General features: G+C 37.6%; 18 protein-coding genes. 14 read left to right on the top strand and 4 right to left on the bottom strand.

Annotated elements, in window-relative coordinates; genetic code table 11:
* Nucleotides 1-55 precede the first annotated feature (55 nt).
* The 4 genes from JXQ92_RS18540 to JXQ92_RS18525 all read right to left on the bottom strand — a co-directional run bounded on the left by JXQ92_RS18540 (nucleotide 56) and on the right by JXQ92_RS18525 (nucleotide 2,616).
* The gene (locus tag JXQ92_RS18540) at nucleotides 56-220 is read right to left on the bottom strand and encodes a hypothetical protein (RefSeq protein WP_421988140.1); all 165 of its coding nucleotides are present in this window, start codon (nucleotides 218-220) and stop codon (nucleotides 56-58) included.
* 10 nt (nucleotides 221-230) lie between these two features.
* Entirely contained in the window at nucleotides 231-659 is a 429-nt protein-coding gene (locus tag JXQ92_RS18535; RefSeq protein ID WP_421988139.1) for a Rieske (2Fe-2S) protein, read from the bottom strand.
* 51 nt (nucleotides 660-710) lie between these two features.
* A complete protein-coding gene (locus JXQ92_RS18530; RefSeq protein WP_421988156.1) occupies nucleotides 711-1,235 on the bottom strand; it encodes a DUF3570 domain-containing protein in 525 nt (174 codons plus the stop codon).
* A gap of 310 nt (nucleotides 1,236-1,545) precedes the next feature.
* Nucleotides 1,546-2,616: a DUF4249 family protein gene (locus tag JXQ92_RS18525; protein ID WP_421988138.1), complete on the bottom strand. Its 1,071-nt coding sequence runs from the start codon at nucleotides 2,614-2,616 to the stop codon at nucleotides 1,546-1,548.
* 222 nt (nucleotides 2,617-2,838) lie between these two features.
* On the opposite strand from JXQ92_RS18525, the gene JXQ92_RS18520 reads away from it, so the two are divergent.
* The 14 genes from JXQ92_RS18520 to JXQ92_RS18455 all read left to right on the top strand — a co-directional run bounded on the left by JXQ92_RS18520 (nucleotide 2,839) and on the right by JXQ92_RS18455 (nucleotide 18,573).
* Nucleotides 2,839-3,237 carry a response regulator gene (locus JXQ92_RS18520; protein WP_421988137.1) on the top strand — a complete coding sequence of 133 codons (399 nt, stop codon included), beginning with the start codon at nucleotides 2,839-2,841 and terminating at the stop codon, nucleotides 3,235-3,237.
* A 14-nt stretch (nucleotides 3,238-3,251) separates the two neighbouring features.
* Nucleotides 3,252-5,294: an LruC domain-containing protein gene (locus tag JXQ92_RS18515; RefSeq protein ID WP_421988136.1), complete on the top strand. Its 2,043-nt coding sequence runs from the start codon at nucleotides 3,252-3,254 to the stop codon at nucleotides 5,292-5,294.
* Between the two features lie 247 nt (nucleotides 5,295-5,541).
* Nucleotides 5,542-6,303, top strand: coding sequence for a sugar transferase (locus JXQ92_RS18510; RefSeq protein ID WP_421988135.1), 762 nt, complete (start codon nucleotides 5,542-5,544; stop codon nucleotides 6,301-6,303).
* Between the two features lie 3 nt (nucleotides 6,304-6,306).
* On the top strand, nucleotides 6,307-7,479 hold the full coding sequence (locus tag JXQ92_RS18505) for an acyltransferase family protein (RefSeq protein WP_421988134.1): 1,173 nt from the start codon (nucleotides 6,307-6,309) through the stop codon (nucleotides 7,477-7,479).
* A gap of 2 nt (nucleotides 7,480-7,481) precedes the next feature.
* Nucleotides 7,482-8,279 carry a TolC family protein gene (locus JXQ92_RS18500; RefSeq protein WP_421988133.1) on the top strand — a complete coding sequence of 266 codons (798 nt, stop codon included), beginning with the start codon at nucleotides 7,482-7,484 and terminating at the stop codon, nucleotides 8,277-8,279.
* A 4-nt stretch (nucleotides 8,280-8,283) separates the two neighbouring features.
* Nucleotides 8,284-10,359 carry a GumC family protein gene (locus JXQ92_RS18495; RefSeq protein WP_421988132.1) on the top strand — a complete coding sequence of 692 codons (2,076 nt, stop codon included), beginning with the start codon at nucleotides 8,284-8,286 and terminating at the stop codon, nucleotides 10,357-10,359.
* 2 nt (nucleotides 10,360-10,361) lie between these two features.
* Nucleotides 10,362-11,498 carry a glycosyltransferase gene (locus tag JXQ92_RS18490; RefSeq protein WP_421988131.1) on the top strand — a complete coding sequence of 379 codons (1,137 nt, stop codon included), beginning with the start codon at nucleotides 10,362-10,364 and terminating at the stop codon, nucleotides 11,496-11,498.
* A gap of 78 nt (nucleotides 11,499-11,576) precedes the next feature.
* Complete coding sequence (locus tag JXQ92_RS18485) at nucleotides 11,577-13,022, top strand: O-antigen ligase family protein (RefSeq protein WP_421988130.1); 1,446 nt, start codon at nucleotides 11,577-11,579, stop codon at nucleotides 13,020-13,022.
* Nucleotides 13,023-13,139: 117 nt separating this feature from the next.
* Complete coding sequence (locus tag JXQ92_RS18480) at nucleotides 13,140-14,318, top strand: glycosyltransferase (protein ID WP_421988129.1); 1,179 nt, start codon at nucleotides 13,140-13,142, stop codon at nucleotides 14,316-14,318.
* Nucleotides 14,315-14,446, top strand: a complete 132-nt coding sequence (locus JXQ92_RS18475) for a hypothetical protein (protein ID WP_421988128.1) — start codon at nucleotides 14,315-14,317, stop codon at nucleotides 14,444-14,446. Before JXQ92_RS18480 ends, JXQ92_RS18475 begins: the two co-directional genes overlap by 4 nt.
* Nucleotides 14,443-15,597, top strand: a complete 1,155-nt coding sequence (locus tag JXQ92_RS18470; protein ID WP_421988127.1) for a glycosyltransferase family 4 protein — start codon at nucleotides 14,443-14,445, stop codon at nucleotides 15,595-15,597. Before JXQ92_RS18475 ends, JXQ92_RS18470 begins: the two co-directional genes overlap by 4 nt.
* Entirely contained in the window at nucleotides 15,597-16,901 is a 1,305-nt protein-coding gene (locus JXQ92_RS18465; RefSeq protein ID WP_421988126.1) for a lipopolysaccharide biosynthesis protein, read from the top strand. Before JXQ92_RS18470 ends, JXQ92_RS18465 begins: the two co-directional genes overlap by 1 nt.
* Nucleotides 16,892-17,695 carry an SAM-dependent methyltransferase gene (locus JXQ92_RS18460; protein ID WP_421988125.1) on the top strand — a complete coding sequence of 268 codons (804 nt, stop codon included), beginning with the start codon at nucleotides 16,892-16,894 and terminating at the stop codon, nucleotides 17,693-17,695. The genes JXQ92_RS18465 and JXQ92_RS18460 overlap by 10 nt, the downstream gene beginning before the upstream one ends.
* A complete protein-coding gene (locus JXQ92_RS18455; protein ID WP_421988124.1) occupies nucleotides 17,695-18,573 on the top strand; it encodes a glycosyltransferase family 2 protein in 879 nt (292 codons plus the stop codon). Before JXQ92_RS18460 ends, JXQ92_RS18455 begins: the two co-directional genes overlap by 1 nt.
* Nucleotides 18,574-18,600: the final 27 nt, after the last annotated feature.

Below are 18,600 nucleotides of genomic sequence, written 5' to 3'. Positions count from 1 at the left end.
TCTTATTTACCCTACCCCCATTTTTCATTTTTCCTGAAAGTTTTTAGGCCTACAATCAATTGTCATCGTTATCATTATTGTCATTGTTGTTACCATATGGATCACCATCAGTTACCTGTACATCTGTACTCACCGCACCATTTGCAGGTGGATTTACTTGTTCACATGAGTAAAAGGCACTTAGGCTCAGAAGGAATAGCACTGCATAAATTCTTTTCATAACTTTTCTTTTAAGCAAAAACTCGAAGCATATTATCTGTTAAACTTGTATTATAGATTGTAAGACCTTTTCGGCCATTGCCATTCAAGCCAGCGCCATCTAACCTGAACCTTGCACCATGAGCAGTGCAATACCATTCGCCATTCCTTAGTATTACTTCTTTCCTAGGGTCATGAGAACACGTTCTCGTTGCAGCCACGTATTCACCTGTATTCGTTTTGGCCACTACTACTTGGTTATTGACCACCACATATCCGCCGTTATTTTGTAACCTTGCATTGGCCGTACTATCAAGGTCTAGTGTAAAATCAATTGGCCCACTAGCAGTGTTCGGCGTATCAGGATTAATGTTTTCTACTGCACAACCACCTAGGCATGTGGCCGTCAGTGCAAACGCGGCTCCCACTCCTAGTCTCTTTAAAAAGTCTTTACGATTCATATTGTTTTATTTATATGTTGTCATATTTATTTTTATTCATATATAATATTCTCAGAATGTGAAATTCATTCCGAAACTGAAAATTTTAGATGCTAAGCCTGGCGTTCTTGTATAGTGCCCATACTTAAGATTCAATTCCTTAAGCACTAAAAGCCTATTGTTTTTTCCTGGTAATCTAAAGGCCCCTATTCCTTCTGCAGGAGAATACCGAACACCCATTCCAAATTGATGACTAGATAATTGTGCCAAATCATAATCAGAAGTATAGTATTGAACTTGAGTAGTATGCTCACCAAAAGGTTTGAAATAATTCGCTTGAGATTGCGTATGGAACCTATAGAAAGGATAGACAGAAAAGAACCTATTAAGCTTTATTGGAGCTTCTATTGACATTGTATGTCCCTTCACTCCCCAATCATCCCAATAAAAACGGTAATAGGCCCTTAATAAAACCAAATCACTTGCATAGTAATTCAGCCTTAGACCAATCCGGATTTTTAGTCGCGTAAACGGAAGCCTTTCAACTCTTGCATCAACTTCATCAGAAAAGTAGACACGATGAAATGGTGTACTCAGTAAGCCAGATTACGTTACAATATCAGTTGAAATACTTGCTTGCATCCGTTTATTTATAACTGTAGAAAAACTAGCGGAAAGACTATATGATCGCCTTTGATCCGTCGTGACCCATTCCTCTTCTTATAAATTAATTTCGAAACCGTTTTCTGATTCGTTTTTCAGCTCACCTATCGTAACTTTATTGAGTAAATTAATTAAACATACTAACATAATTTTAATTATATATATTTCTATATATACATAACAATTTATTTACATGTATTAATGTATGAAATTTGACTAGTTAATCGAATGACATTAAACCGTGTTAATAAAAGTATGGGCGGTCGTGCGTACTATTCTCAATAATTAGGCAACTCCCACATTCAGGAGCAAAGTTTTCTGGAGATGCTGGGCACGGTTCTCGCAGAAAGAAATTGAATTCATCACTATCCGTAGAAATACGGGTTGTATCAACTCTTGCTACTTCAAAATAGCCAAACACTTGACTTTTTGGGTCATCAGGATAGTAAAGATTTCCTTGAATATTGGCGACCGTCTTATCAAATACGAAACCAGAAAGATTCGATATCTCTTCGATCTTAGACCAATATTCATAAGCCTGCTGATCTATTGTTGACTGTATAACTTGATAATAGTACAAGAAAGCGAATCTGCCATCGACTTCAGTAGTTCTAAACAGGCGATCAGGAATAACATCTGCTTTTAAACTGGCACCATCATAAATCCTAATTTCCTGTCCAGTGATGTCATTACCAATGTAACAAGGCGGGGGTGGCGTGCCACAACAACGCGGCGTTTCGACAGCAATATAGCTTTCTAAAATATTCCATTTCAGGAAAAAGTCATTCTCTAAGTTTGTCACTTTGGTATCTACATAGAGCTGTGCAGCTCGAATATCACGACGAAAACCACGCTCATCTACCACAAATTCTATCAGGTCTACTTGAATAGAAAGAGAATCTTTTGCTGCTAAACTGGGCATTACGCTCGGTTGCGATAATATTCTTTCTCCATTCGGAAGTTCAATTTCAATATGGTAAGCCTCCCCTTCTCTGGCAGAATCGGCATAATTAAGCCTATAATCACCTGGACTTTCTGATTTCTCGATATATCGCCCTAGCAACTCTTCACCTTTCATCAGCGCAATGGTGGCGCCACTAATGGGTTCTTGAGCACCATCCGATCTTTCAGAAGTTAGGGCCAAGGAAATTTCATTGCCCGCCTTACCGTCAGTTACTCTTCCATACACTAGTACGAATTGGCTCGTAGGGTCTCCATCTAAGTCTATTACTTCGGCACAAGTGCAGACCAACAGCGTAACTAATGTTAGATAACACGCCCGTTTAACCCCATTTAAAACCTTTTTAACCTTCATACCCTATACTTAGGAAGTTAGTTGATAGGAGTATCATTTAATAATATATCCGCTAGAAAAAGTGGCTAAACCTATCTTATTCGCGAGAATTAAGTCAAAAGAGAAAACAGTAATCTCCAATCCTTACCCCTTTATCGAAATATTGAAGCAGCTTATCGAAACTGATAATCGCTGAAGATTGATACATCTACATTTGAAGCGAACCAAAAAACAAAAGCCGTTATGAAAAAGATTTTGATCGTAGAAGATAACTACATGATGAGAGTGTTTTTACTGAACTACCTTGGTAAAACATATGATGTAGCAGCGGTAGAAACCCCATCTGAGGCACTAGCCTTAGCATCACAAGGTCAACAATTTGATCTAGTTCTATCTGATTATCAGAAAGAGCACTCAGAAGAAAGTGAAGTGTTAAATGCACTAAATTTACAATTAGCCTGGTCATCAACCTCTCTGTTTATTTTAACAGATGAAGATAAAAGTGACCAACGCATTAACGCCCTCAATACTGGTGCTAAAGACACACTTAGCAAACCATTCAATCCAAAAGAACTCAACTTAAGAATCAATTCATTGCTTGATCAATCAAATCTATTCACAGGCTTAAGAACAGTGGCCTAAAATTTAAAAAGATTATGAGCAACAAATTATTAATACTACTTATCTGCATAGCGATTTTTTCGTGTGTAGAAAAGCCTGAAATCGAAATTGATCAAGTTCCTGAACAAGGAACAGATTTTGATTTTAGAACGACATCATCAACAAACATTGAGCTCACCTTTCAAGACAATACTGGTCAGCCCATAAAGGGTATAAAAGCCAATGTTTGGTCAACGGTAAACGGAGAAAAAGACCTTTTACTTTTCACCACATTAACGGATGGACAAGGGAGAGCAAATGGCTTATTAAACATTCCTACACACATCAGTGAAGTGGTTATTGAAACATCATTCATTGGTATTCCGAATAGCATACATGTACCTATTCTGAATAATACCATTGACATGGTTTGTACTGGAGGTAAAGTTTCAACACCAACTATTGACACTTATAAATCGTCTAGCAGTAGAAGTAATGGTGGTTTTTCAGCAAACAATGGAAATTCCGTTGAAAGTTTCACCATTAGCTACATGGGCGCCTATAACAACCAGGGGGTACCTAGCTATTTAGAGTCTGAAAGAGACGAAATTTCTAGCACACTTTTACAATACATTAACGCCTCGCTTCCAGAAAAACAGCCAGTTCCAGACTTTCATCCATCGTACTTAGCCAATGGTAAAAAGACCACACTAGATATAGATGAGGTTTGCGATGTATGGCTAACTTTTGTGCATGAAGGCGCCGGCTGGAGAAACGCCATGGCGTTTTATACCTATCCTACTAACACTCCGCCACAAAGTCTTGACGACATTGATAATGTTAATGTAATTTTTCCAAACCTGTCATTTTCAGGATCTGGTGGTGGCTTATCTTCTGGAGACAAAGTGAATATTGGACGATTTGATCCCGGAACCTCAGTTGGGCTTGTTCTATTAGCCAACGGTTGGGACGGTAATAATTCTGAAGACTACGAACACATTGTATTTGCCGACAAAAATCTAAATCCAGAAGCCGACGACGACTTAAAACAGCACAATGTTCTGCTTTGGGATGCTGATAATGAATTGTTTTTAATAGGCTTTGAGGATATTAGACGCGATGACATTCCTTTTAAGTGTGATCAAGATTTTAATGATGCTATCTTATTTGTAACCTCAAATCCAGTAACAGCCATTAACACAGATAATGTAAGCCCAATTGATAAACCTGGGATACTAGACACTGATGGCGATGGGATAAATGATGTATTAGATGAATATCCGAACGACCCTAATAAAGCATATGATAGCTATTATCCATCCGCATCAACATTTGGTACCTTCGCCTTCGAAGATAACTGGCCAAATTATGGCGACTATGATTTTAACGACTTAGTGATTGATTACCAATTCAAACACACCTTAAATGCTGATAATGAAATAGTCGTGATGGCCCCTAAATTTAAAATTAGAGCCATAGGTGCAGGTTATAGAAATGGTTTTGGTTTTACGACTGACCTATTACCAAGCGATGTTCTTTCCGTAAATGGGCATTCAGTCAATTCCAATTACATTTCCTTGAATAGTAACGGTACTGAAAGCGGACAATCTCAAGCAACATTTATTGTTTCAGGAAATGTTCACGATCATTTTGAAACCAATGGATTTGTCAATACCGAAGAAGCTTCATTACATCATGAACCTAGTGAAGTTGCTTTAGAGATAGTTTTCCAAAGCCCTAAGCGATATGCCGATATCGGAAGTGTACCGTACAACCCATTCTTGATAATTTCACAGAACCGAGGCAGAGAAGTACACTTACCTGGATATGCCCCGACTGACTTAGTGGATGCGTCTCTTTTCGGCACACAAGATGATGACTCAGATATTTCTATTGGCCAATATTATCGATCGAAAACTGATTTGCCTTGGGGGATTCATTTACCTGAAAGTTTTGACTACCCAAGAGAAAATTCAGATATAAGATTGGGCCACTTAAGGTTCGATGAATGGGCCAAAAGTTATGGGTTCAGTTACATGGATTGGTACCGTGTACAAAACGGATATAGAAATACAAATCACATATATCTAAGAAGATAACATCTGTCATATATTTATGAACTAACTGGTAAACTCCACCCTCTATTGGGTGGAGTTTTTATGTTTTAAAATACTAGAAACAAATTCGCTTATCATATTGTATAACAGCTATTTATAGAAATAAATATGCCAAAATAATACTTATCGAAAGTATCCGTTCGCTTGACGACATAATCCTTTCAGTCATCCAATAGAACCGTCACATCTAGTCATTCAAAATAGCTTTGTAATAGATAAAAGAAAGCTTATGACTAGTTCAAAAACAACTCAAATCGCCAAGCGCACATTAGACATCATAGTATCAGCCTTAATGATCATGATGTTAAGTCCGCTATTGCTAATCATTATTCTAGCAATTCGCCTAGAATCGAAAGGACCAGTTTTCTACTACGCCATGAGAGTGGGTCAGAACTATCACACTTTCAAGTTTTACAAATTTCGATCTATGCGTACAGATGCCGATCAAATGGTAGAAAACATGAAGCATTTGAACCAATATGATGACGGAAAGAATGACGAATGTGAGCAACATCAATTAAACAGGCACCTCATTAGTAATATAGATAAGCATAGAGTTGTAGTGGGTGATGATGTCTATTCTCAACTCGATGAGTTTGAAGATCATAAAGCTACAGACGAACGAAACACATTCGTTAAGTTCAAAAACGATCCTAGAATAACGCGTGTAGGAAAATTTATTAGAAACACGAGCATAGATGAACTACCACAGCTCTTCAACATTCTAATCGGCGATATGTCATTGGTGGGTAATCGCCCGCTCCCTTTATATGAAGCTGAAAAACTAACAAAAGACCATAGTGTAGGGCGTTTCCTAGCTCCTGCCGGCTTAACAGGATTGTGGCAGGTAACGGAACGTGGAAAGGACAATGCGGATCCTGAAAGAAGAATTGAATTAGACATAGAATATGCACTTCATCATAGCTTTTGGATGGATATGAAAATTCTCTTCAAAACCCCTGTAGCTGCATTTCAACACGAAAACGTTTAGCCTATGAAACTTCTAAACAAACAACTGCAATCACTTACAAGAAATACTGGGGGTAAGCGATACATCCCTTTCGTAGATGGCATCAGATTCATGGCCATTATACCTGTTGTGCTATTACATGCAACAGAACGGTTTGAAAGATATGTGGTAACACCTTCATCGAATTTCGAAACTGAATTGTCTTATGTAATTAGTAGAGGTGCCATTGGCGTCATGATCTTTTTCACTTTAAGTGGATTTATCCTGAGTTTACCCTTCGCCAAACAATACAGTAGATTCAGCTACAAAAAGTATCTATCCAAGCGATTAACTAGGCTTGAACCGCCTTATATATTATGGATGACCATTTTTGGTTTGATCTTCTTTTTTAAGCAAAACATTGGGTTAAGCGAACTTCTAAATCACTATGCAGCCAGTATCTTTTATGTACACAACATTAGTTATGGAGAGTTTTCTATTATCAACCCAGTGGCCTGGTCACTTGAAGTAGAAATACAGTACTACCTCTTTGCTCCTTTCTTAGCCATGTGTTACTTCCGACAAAACAAGGTTGCCTTACGAAGAACACTGTTATTGGCATTCACTTTGGTTTTTATTGTGGTACAACACCAGTTCGGATGGCAATATCTACCAACAAAGGCATCCATACTGGGTCAGCTACAGCATTTCATGGTTGGGCTATTAATGGCCGACTTTTACGTGAACGAACCAAAATGGCACAAAGAGAAAAATAGATTATGGGACTTAATCGGTTTTGCAGCTGTGCTTACCCTCATGTTTACTTGGACAGAAGAATTAGGTAAATCTGTAATCTTTATGGTGGCAATGCTGGCACTATTTGCTTCAGCATTAAAAGGTAAGCTTATACACCAAATATTGACCTACCGATGGATTGCCGTGATTGGCGGAATGTGCTATACCATCTATTTAACGCATTTACCTCTTCTAGAGCTGCTTTATTCACTTATCGCACGATTTGGTTATTCATCCCCTTATTGGGTTCAACTAACGATTAGCCTGATTATCGCCATTCCTATAGTCTTAATTAGCAGCATGATCTTTTACAAATACACAGAGCAGCCATTTATGAGCAAAGACGTTGCGACAAAAATTAAGCAGCAGCTGACTGATAAATGGATGCTTTTAAAAGGTCGCTTAATTACAAAACTCGATTAATCATGAAAGTATTTACAAATCAAATTAAACATGAGAGACCTGACGCTTATTCAGTGATTCAAATGAAAAATGAAAGATTCAACAAAGGCTTTTTCATAGCCATGTTATTAGCATTACTCCTACTCTCACAAGCAGGGCAAGCGCAATCAGCAAACACTGACATTGCTTTAGACAATATCAAACCCTTAGAAGAACTCTTAACAATAGCTGAAGGAAATATGGCAGCTATTGACAGATTAAGTACAAGTCAAGCGAAAGTTAGTGAAGAGATTAACGTCACTAAGAAAAAGTGGCTTAGACATTTGGCACTAACAGCAGGTGTAAACTATGGCAACGGCATAATTTCAGACCAGCTAACAGATGGTGGAACTGACAATAGATTTACCTACCTGTCCAGACAAAACGTAACCTACAATGTAGGCCTAAACTTAAGACTCCCTTTCAGCGAAGTCTCATCAAGAAAGCATGAGATTAAAATCCAAAAACTAGAAATAAAGCGCCTTGAAGGTATGAAACAAGAACAGCGTGACTTCATCCGTCAAGAAGTAGTTAGGTTTTACAAAGAACTTAAATCTTGCTTAAAAGCGGTTGAATTGCAAACTGAAGTGGTTGAAGCCAATGAGGTTGCTCTAAAAATAGCCGAGAACTTTTTTAAAGCCGGAAAAACACCAATGGAGCAATACCGAATGGCAGTTGACGCTCGATTCACATCGAAACTCGAGTACGAAAAATCTAAAAACGAAGCATGGTATTGTATGAAAATACTTACTGAGTTAGTGGGACAATCAATCTTAAAATAAGGCCATGTCATTACTAGATCTTATTCGATTAATCGTTCGCTACTTCTGGCACATAGCTGGTACAGCGATTATTTTAACACTTTTAGTATTCTTCAGCACCAAAAACGACAAGAAAGAATACGCTACACATACACTGCTCAATACGGGTCTAATTTCAGGCTATAGTATTGAAAGCAGTAGTTCTGGCAGAATTGACTATGCTAAAACAAACAATGAATTAGAAAACCTTATAAATCTAGCTACGGCATATGAAACACATAAAGAACTTTCTGCCAGGCTTTTAGCATTCTTTTTATTGCAAAACCATAATGAGTCTTTAGAAATTCTTCCTGAAAACTATTCAGATTTCAGAGAATCCATTAAAAATCTTCCAATATCCGTAAGCGATCGGGATAACGAAGAATCAATACTTTATCAAATCATCAAAATCAGAGATCGTGACAATGAAAACTCAATTTATGATCTAATTAACTCCAAAAATCCATTCTTCGGACTGGAACAGCTGTCAACATTGACTGTTTCTAGAGAAGGAAATAGTGATATGATTCGCATGGAATATAGCTCTATTGATCCTCGACTGAGTCAAAAGACATTGTCACTACTTACCGACATTTTTATTACACAGCAGAAAGAAAATAAAGAGGGACAGACAGATTCTGTCATTGGCTTCTTTAAAGATGCCGTAGATAAGTCTGACAGAAAACTTAAAGGTGCTGAAGATGAGTTACTCAAATTTAGAGTTAGCAATCAGATCATTAATTACTATGAACAAACCCGATTTATATCTGGAAACAAACAAGAATTAGACCGACAATATCAAGAAGAACTGAAGATACTTGCAGGATCCAAATCTGCTCTTTTGAAAGTTGAGGCAGAAATTGTCGACAAACAGATTATCCCACAACTCCAAAGTAGAATTGCATTCAATAGATCGGAAATTTCAAAACAAACAGCCCAGTTGACGCAATTGGAGTTAATCAACGATACTACGTTCGATGAAAGCCGCTACATCAGGAAATCGAATTTGGGCGCCACTATTGATTCTCTAAAAACTGAAATGACAAGTATTGCCAGTGAGCTAATCCTTGTGAACCAAACTTCAGAAGGTGTAGAAACTAAAGATCTATTAACCAACTGGTTGAACCAAGTTATAATTAAGGAAGAGTCCGCTGCAAAACTCCAAGTTATGGATGTGAGGAAACGTGAATATGAAAAGATTTATGATCGTTTTGCTCCACTAGGATCTACTTTGAAAAGGCTGGAACGTGAAATAGACGTTGCTGAACGTGCTTACTTAGAAAACCTTCACAGTTATAACCAAGCCAGACTACATAAATACAGTAGCCTAATGTCTAGTAACTTAAAAGTGATTGATTCTCCTTATTACCCAGACAAGCCTTTAAAATCTAAAAGGATGATGATGGTAATATTAGCCTTTCTTGTTGGCCTTGTTTTACCATTGGGAATCTTAATTACCCTAGAGTTAACGGATAGTAGTTTAAAGAACCCTGAAAATGCAGGAAATCAAACTAAACTGAAAGTTGCAGGCGTTTTGTCGAAACAACCAGCAAACTCTGAAAAGCATATGGTTGATTTTCCTCAGCTGAACAAACAGGCTTTGAACCTTCTGGTGCAAGAATTAAGGGCTAAAACTAGTGGACAAGATGTACCTAGAGAAGTAATTCTTCTAAGTACTCAGCATGGCGAGGGAAAAACGCTTTTAGCCGAAAGTTTAAAGGCATACTTCGAGCGATTTTTATCCTCCAGCGAATTACAAATCCCGGAATTTACTTTTAAAGAAATAGATGCCATACTTCATGAACCATATGCGCAAAAGGATCTGCAAAACGCGTCAATACATTTATTGGTGACAAGAGCCAATAGAAAATGGACAGCCGCCGATAAGCATGCCGTAAAAGTATACTCCAAACTAGCTGGACAAAAGCCTTTGCTCTTCCTAAATGGTGTTTCAGTTGATGTAATGGAAGATATCATTGGCGAAATTCCTAAAAGAAGAACCTGGTTAAGGATGAAAGTTCGCCAGCTTTTAACTCAAGGTTTTAAACCTGCAACGATATAAATATGAACACCATCATTTGCCATTCTTTTCCTGCATGGGATACACCTTACGTAAAATCAACACTAGAGCTTATGACTAGGCTTACTGGTGAAAACAGAGTCATTTTAGTGGATTATCATTACACTTGGAAAGATGTTTTTTTAAACGATCATGCACCTAAAAAAAGGCTACTAGGCTTTAAGAGTAGATGGAGAAAAATAGAAACTAAGAATGGAGTAATTGAAATTTATAACTCCTCTCCTGTTCTTCCCACTAATTGGGTCAATAATAAAAAACTTTTGAATCTCTTTACCCAAGTTAACAGGTGGATTTTAAAAAGAAGCATTCGTTCAATTATGAAACGGACCGTTTCAGATAAAACAACTTTAATCAATGCTTTCAATCCCGTTTTCGGCCTACTCACACAAAAGTTTTGGAAGGTTAACAAAACGTATTATTACTGTTATGATGAAATATCAGGCACATCATGGGCAGGAAAACATGGTCCCGAATATGAAGCAGAATATATCAAGAACGTTGATGGTGTTATATGCACAAGTCATCACTTGAAAGAAGAAAAATCTCGTTTAAACCCTAATTGTCATTTAGTACCAAATGGCGTAAACCTCGATATTTTTAAAACAGTAGCTCCTAATAAAAATCGCAATTATACTTTAGGGTATGCAGGTGCTGTTGACAATAGATTAGATTTTAATTTGATTGGATTACTAGCTGAAGAATTAGATACATATCATTTTCATTTTTTTGGTCCTATCAAAACAGCACTTCCTAAGCTGCCTACTAACGTTCATTTTCATGGAGCAGTAAGTCAAAAAAGTCTTCCTGAAAAATTGAATATGCTTGACGCTTGTTTGATCCCGTTTGTAAAAAATGAGCTTACTAAAGGAATTTACCCTTTAAAAATCAATGAATATTTAGCGCTAGGAAAACCAGTTATCAGCACTGATTTTGCCAACCTTTCAGATTTCGATAAGCTGATCAGCATAGCAACAAGTAATGCTGATTTCGTGACAATGACTAAAAAGGAAATACGATACAACAACCGCTTAAAGGGGCAAAAAAGGATTGACTTTGCACAAAAGAATTCTTGGTCTGATCGCGCTAATCAATTCAATGAAGTAATTCATCAATCGGCATAATCACACCGATGAACTGTTCTTTACTGCAGTTTAGCTAACATCTCGAATTTTGACCCAACTGAAGTTTACCTTCAAATCGTGAAATACCGAGAACTTAATAGTAACATTTTAGTACAACGCAGCGGTGCGCAAAAAATCAATTCCGGTTTCGGGATATTGGTATTGTTGATTGCTCTAGTCGTTTCCTATATCGCCATCCAGCTTTTAGGACTTGCTGGTGGTTTCATTGTATTGGCTTTACCAATTGCCTTAAGCTTGCTCTCGATTATTTGGAAGAATCCAAAATTTGGTGTTTGGGGAGCTTTGACTATGGCATTTCTTTCTACAGGCCTAACTAGGTACTTACCAGGGCCATGGGGATTAAGTATAGACATCTTACTTGTACTCTCTTGGCTTGTAGTTTTCTTGAATAAGGATATCAAAGTTAATTGGAAGCACGCTAAGCAAGATATTGTTTGGTTAACCGTAATCTGGATGGGTTACATTGTGTTTCAAGCCGTAAACCCTGCAGGAAATGGCCTGATTGCCTGGTTCTATGCTATGAGAGGCATAGGTTTCTATCAATTCTTAACAGTACCATTAGTCTTCCTACTCTTTCGGAAGCCCAAGGATGTTAAGCAATTCATGAACTTTATTTTACTGTTATCATTATTAGGTACAGTCTGGGGTTTTAAACAACAAATATTAGGCGTAGATGCCGCAGAATATAACTGGCTTTATGTGGAAGACCATCATGAAGAGCACATTCTTCACGGTGTACTGAGAGTCTTCTCGTATTACTCAGATGCCGGTGCTTTTGGAGCTTCACAAGCCATGATGGCACTTGTTTGCGGGATTCTATTTATGGGGCCATTCAAAAAAATCACCAAAATAAAGTACTTGCTTTTAGGCCTAGCCTTTTTCCTTGGCTTTGGCATTTCTGGTACTAGAGGCGCATTAATGGTGCCGCTAGCAGGAGGAATTGCCTATTTAATTCTGGCAAAGAACTTCAAAATACTTTTGGCAGGTTTTAGCACCATTCTCATCGTGTTCTGCATATTAAAATACACCTTCTTATTCCAAGGTGTAGAACAAGTTCGAAGAATGCGAACCGCCCTAGATCCTAATAATAAATCACTTAGCGTTAGGCTAGATAATCAAAAAACTTTCGGCAGGTATTTAGCCAATAAACCATTTGGTGGAGGCGTCGGAACTGCCGGCTTTTGGGGCGCTAGGTTTAATCCAGAATCACTTATGGCAAATACGGCTACAGATAGCTGGTATGTTAAAATATGGGCAGAAACTGGTCCTGTTGGACTTATGCTTCATTTAATAATCTTAGGCTACATATTGGGCAAAGGAGGTCATAGAATCATGACAATGAAAGATTCGAAAGAAAAGTCGCATGCCATCGCATTCTATGCCGCTTTAGTCGGTGTAATCTTCGCTAGCTATGGAAACCAAGTTTTAGGGCAAATGCCTACTGGTCCGATCATGAACATGCTCATTCCATTCATTTTTATTCTTACCAGAAAGCCCAAATAGTTCTATTTCCAGTTATCGGAATTACTCAGCCACTCGCCTACTCATTGTTGTCGCCTATCGGATTCTAAAGATTGATTCTCATTCAAAAACTAGCTTTATATATATAAATAAAGAGTTATGAGCACAATCATCTACATCATCGCATCAATCATCATTTGCTACCTAGTAGCCAGTGGAACATACCAGCTGGTATTAGCAATTGCCTCTAAAAGACCAGCACGACGCATTTGCAAATTTGATGGAAGAAAACGCAACATGCTAGTATTAGTACCTGCTTATAAGGAAGACAAAGTCATTTTAGAAACCACTAAACGAAACATGAACCTTAGGTATAAATATCCTAAAACACGGTTCGATTATGTAGTAATAAGCGATGGACTTAAGGATAGCACCAATGAAAAACTAAAAACACTGGGAGCTAAAGTCCTAAAAGTAAATTTTGATAAAAGCACCAAAGTAAAGTCTCTCCAAGCGGCAATCACTAGATATGACAAAGCATATGAAGGTGTAATTATTCTCGATGCTGATAATGTGGTGAATATGAACTTACTCTTCAAGGCAAGTCATTACTTGAGCTGCGGATATAAAGCAATCCAAGGCCTTAGAAGTGCTGCAAACGCACAAACATCAATAGCCTTGATGGATGGTCTTTCTGAAGCTGCAAATACCGAAATGTTATGTAAAGGAGCGAATAGACTCGGCTTCTCATCAAAATTATCGGGATCAGGAATGGTATTCGATTATCAATTATTCAAATCACTCATCTTCCAACTAAAAGCCATTGGTGGGTTCGATAAGGAATTAGAATTAGCGTTAACAAAAAAGAGTATCTATATCAAATATGCTCATGATATTGTTGTATTAGATGAAAAAGTGGCAAACACTCAGGCTTTTGCAAAGCAAAGAGGAAGATGGCTGCAAGCGCAATATACCTTCTTATTCAAATCGATTAAAGGAGGGTTTAAATCATTAATAAAAGGCAATTTTGATCATTTCCATAAAGTAATGCAGTTGGCACTACCACCACGCGTATTGGCTCCTGTATTATTATTTATCGCTATTGCTATTACGGCACTCTGTGGTGCTTATTTCTTGACAGCTTTCTCTATAGTTGGTTTAAGTGCAACACTTATCTCCTATTTGCTGGCCTTACCGACAATTCAATTGATGAGAAACGTCTTTGCCATTATAAGATCTATTCCAAAACTGATTTGGGGAGCTATTAAAGCCATTGGATTTATGAAGGCTTCTAAGACTCAGTTTCTTCATACCGAACATAAATTAGCAAGCTCATGATATTCCAAGGAATGCCATGGCCATTAGTATTACCAATTGCACTTCTGGCACTTACACTTGGCGTAATGAATTCAAAAAAAGAAATCGCTGAAGCCAAAGCATTAAAAGCTAAACGAAAGAAAAAATGAACAGCATAGGACTTAACATATTACTTATCTGCAAGACCCTTCCTTGGCAGTTTAAAGGAGGAATTCAAACGCATACTTGGCAATTGGCCAAGGCCTTGAATGATAAAGGTCATCAAGTTTCAATACTTAGCGGTGGTGCCTTTAGAAGCTATGAAAAGCGGGTTATAAAGGAAGGTATAGAGGTTATAAGCAGGCCTTACTTCCCTGGCAGGTATATTAAACCAATTAGTTTTCTTGCAGAAGAATTTGCGTTCAATTGGGCGGCAAAGAATTGGGTTGAGGAAAACCATGAAGCTTTCGACATTATTCATAGTCAAGGTAGAAGTGGCTATCTGCTCTTCTTGGTGAAAGCCGTGCACCACAAACTTATCAATACGGTTCATGGATTAATTGACCTTGAGAATCAGGAAAGGCCCTGGTATGCTTTCAATAGAAATCTGCATACTTCTATTACTAAATGGATTGAAAAGAAGTTACTCTTTGCATCACGGATAAATATTTCGGTGAGCAAATCACTTAAAGATCAGGTTCAAACTTTAAGATTAAATACCCCCCTAGAGGTTATTTCAAATGGGGTATCAGCTCAACACATTTCAAAGCAGACTAGCACGAACAAATCTGCCAAATTCCTTTTTATAGGTCGATTACATCCTGTAAAAGGAGTCAGTCGCATTGTAGAAAAAATGGCGATGGCATCAGAAGATATTACTTTGGATATTATTGGAACTGGTCATGAATTTGAAAGAATTTCAGAAGCGATCAGAAAAAATGGTCTCAAAAATAAAGTAAGACTGCTTGGCGAATTCACAAACGAAGAGATACATAAGGTAATTCCAGATTACAACGCATTGATCCTGCCAAGTCATTATGAAACACAGGGCATCGTTCTGCTCGAGGCTAATGCGCATGCCATACCCGTAATTGCTTCTGATATTCCTGCCATTAGAGAAACTGTAACTGATCGATTCAATGGTATTTTATGTAATGCTGACGACCCAATGGAATTTATAAACGCTATGGATTACATGTCTAAAAATGCTGCAATTGCCGAACAAATGGGACGCAACGGCCAGGAAAAAGTATTGAAGCAATACACATGGAGTCAGATCGCAGAAGATACACTTCAAGCTTACTATAAAATAGCTGTCTGATGTTTGATCGAATCAAAAAGAGCAAATACCTGCAGCACTCTGTCTTTTCATTTGGGGGTCAAGTAGCGTTTTTGCTATCTAACTTCTTACTATTCATACTCTTGGTGAATAAAATCAGTCAAGATCTGTATGGCGCTTGGGCTTTATATATGACGATCATATCAATAGCGGATTCATTGCGTCAAGGCATGGTTAACAACGGCCTCGCTCGACTTTTAGTGAAGTCTCCAAATGATAAAACCCTATCGAGTACTGGTTTTTGCTTAAACTATGGTTTAATACTCACTTTAGGTTTGATCGGCTTACTAGCCTCATTCGTCGTTGCCCAAACTAGCACGATTCAAGAACTTTTACCACATGCATGGAAGTCATTGCTCATGTTAGGCACCATGCAATTTATCAGCACATTATGTCAGGCCAAATTTAAGTTTAAGGCCTATTTAGTAACCAACCTCATCTATTTAACCTGTCTTATTGCAGCCATAATTTATGTGAGTCAGACTTCTGAAACCATTACATTAATTCAGGTGATCAATGCACAAGCAGTATCGTTAATTCTACCTGCGCTCTACTTTTTAATACAAAGTGATTTATCATTGGTATTACCTACCCGCATTCAATTTAAAAGACTATTGGATTTCGGACGGTTTGCAGCAGGCACCAATATGTTGTCCATTCTATTTCATAAGGCCGATATACTGATGATTGCCTTTTTCTTAGATCCGGTTTCTGTGGCAATCTTCCATTTTGCGACCAAAATTATGAACTATGCAGAACTACCACTGCATGCCTTATCTCAAGTCATTTATCCGAGACTATCCGCAAGTTATCATGCGAATAAAGCCAATGAACTAAATAAAGAATATGGCCTAGCAATAATCAGGTTATTAGTATTTGTGATACCTATAGTAATAGCTGTTGTAATGTTAAATAAAACAATCATAAATATCTTATCATCAGGTGAATACATTGATTCATCTCAATTGATAATCATACTTGGTTTAGGCATAATATTTAAGCCGTGGGGTAGAGTTTTTGGATTGACACTCGATGCGATTGGAAAACCTAAAGTCAACTTTAACATGCTTCTTATTAGCCTGATCATTAACATTAGTGTCAACCTGATTTTAATCCCGCTGTATGGGGTTCGAGGCGCAGCTATTGCCACAACACTAAGTATAATTATCACAACCATCATTGGCCAATTCAGAATCGGTCGCTATGCGTCGATTAAACCAATAGAGGATGTTTGGTTAGCGATAAGAAATCAACAATCACATTTTAAATCATTCTCATGGAACTAACATTCGGACAAGGACAAGTATTTACGAGTGAAAGACTGAATAAGTATCCGATTCTCGCGAGCATATTTCGCAAAACATTCGGTTATTCTAACGTAGGAAACTATGCTCGTTTTACAATTTTTAAAAAGCTTGTTAAAGGTATAGAGTTACCTGAAACTGGGAATTTTCTTGATTTAGGCACTGGTTATGGAGAATACGCACTCAGCTTAGCTTCGGCTTTACCAAAAGCTAAAATTCATGCTTTAGACATAGATCAGTCAAGAATCAATGCGGTTCAGTCAGCTATCGAAAGTCTTACTGTTGAAAATATCAAAACACACCGGATTAAAATCGAATACACTGACTTAGAAATGCTTGATTTCATTTTTACGATTGATGTATTCGAACACATTGCCCCTGAAGAAATGCCATTTTCTGAGTGTTATAAGAAGCTTAAGCCAGGCGGATATTTCCTTGTTAAAATCCCCAGTAAAATACAGCGTACCATATTTCCAGAAAGATTATTCGAAGAGCATCATGAATGGCTAGAGGATGAACACATTGGTCAAGTTTATGAGTTAGAGGGTTTATCTCAACGTTTCAAAGACGAAGGTTTCAATGTTATTCATGCTTCATATTCTGACGGATGGTTATCACGTTTGGGCTGGGAAACGGCCTATTTAGGTAAGAAAATTGGAATTTTAGGTCAACTGATTACACTACCATTGGCCAAGATTATGATCCATTTGGATAGGATTATTCATCATAACAAATGGGGAAATGCCATTCAAGTGATAGGACAAAAACCATTGTAATGAATCAGCCGAAAGTAAGTATCATAACCGTAAACTATAAACAGCCCGCTGTTACCTGTGAGCTATTAGATTCTATTAGAGAACTAAGTTATCCTAACCTGGAAACTATTGTGGTAGACAACGGTCAATTGGCAGATGATACTGTGATTTATGAAATCCACCTCCCTAGTGTAAAAGTGATCAATGTTAAAGAGAACTCGGGTTTTGCGAAGGGTAATAACATTGGAATTAAAGCAGCTACTGGAGACTATTATCTGCTTCTAAACAATGATACTGAAATAGAAGATGGGGTAATTGAAAGGCTTATAGAAACCCTTCAAGACACATCCATTGGTGCTGTTAGTCCCATTATTAAATACTTCGATAATCAAGAAATTCAGTTTGCCGGCTTCACTGAAATCAATTCCATTACTGGCCGAAACAATATACTCCAAGAAGCACCAAAGGAAGAATTAACTGATACACCTTATATTCATGGAGCTGCAGTTATGACGACTAAAAGCGTTGTTGAGGCTTGTGGTGGCTTACCTGAAGACTACTTCTTATACTATGAAGAACTTGATTGGTCTAGGATAATAAGATCATATGGTTATTCCCTAAAAGTACTTAATACGGTATCTGTCTTACATAAAGAATCGGTCACTACCGGTAAAAACAGTCCACTAAAAGTCTATTATCAAACCAGAAATCGAGTTCACTTTATGAGGGCTTCTCAAGTAAGATCCTCATGGATGTTCATGGCTTACTTCATTCTAATTAGTCTACCTAAAAACTTTATTATCCACCTTCTAAAAGGCGAAATAAAGCACTTAAGAGCATTTAGAAAGGCGTTTTCTCATAGCATTTTCCAAAAGAAGATTGGTTTTCAAAATTTCTAGTCAACCAATATAGTCTGTCAATTATCC

The organism is Roseivirga sp., assembly GCF_049099775.1.
Taxonomy (GTDB): domain Bacteria; phylum Bacteroidota; class Bacteroidia; order Cytophagales; family Cyclobacteriaceae; genus Roseivirga.
The sequence above is the reverse complement of the archived record's forward strand: the minus strand, read 5'-3'. Positions and strand labels throughout refer to the sequence as shown.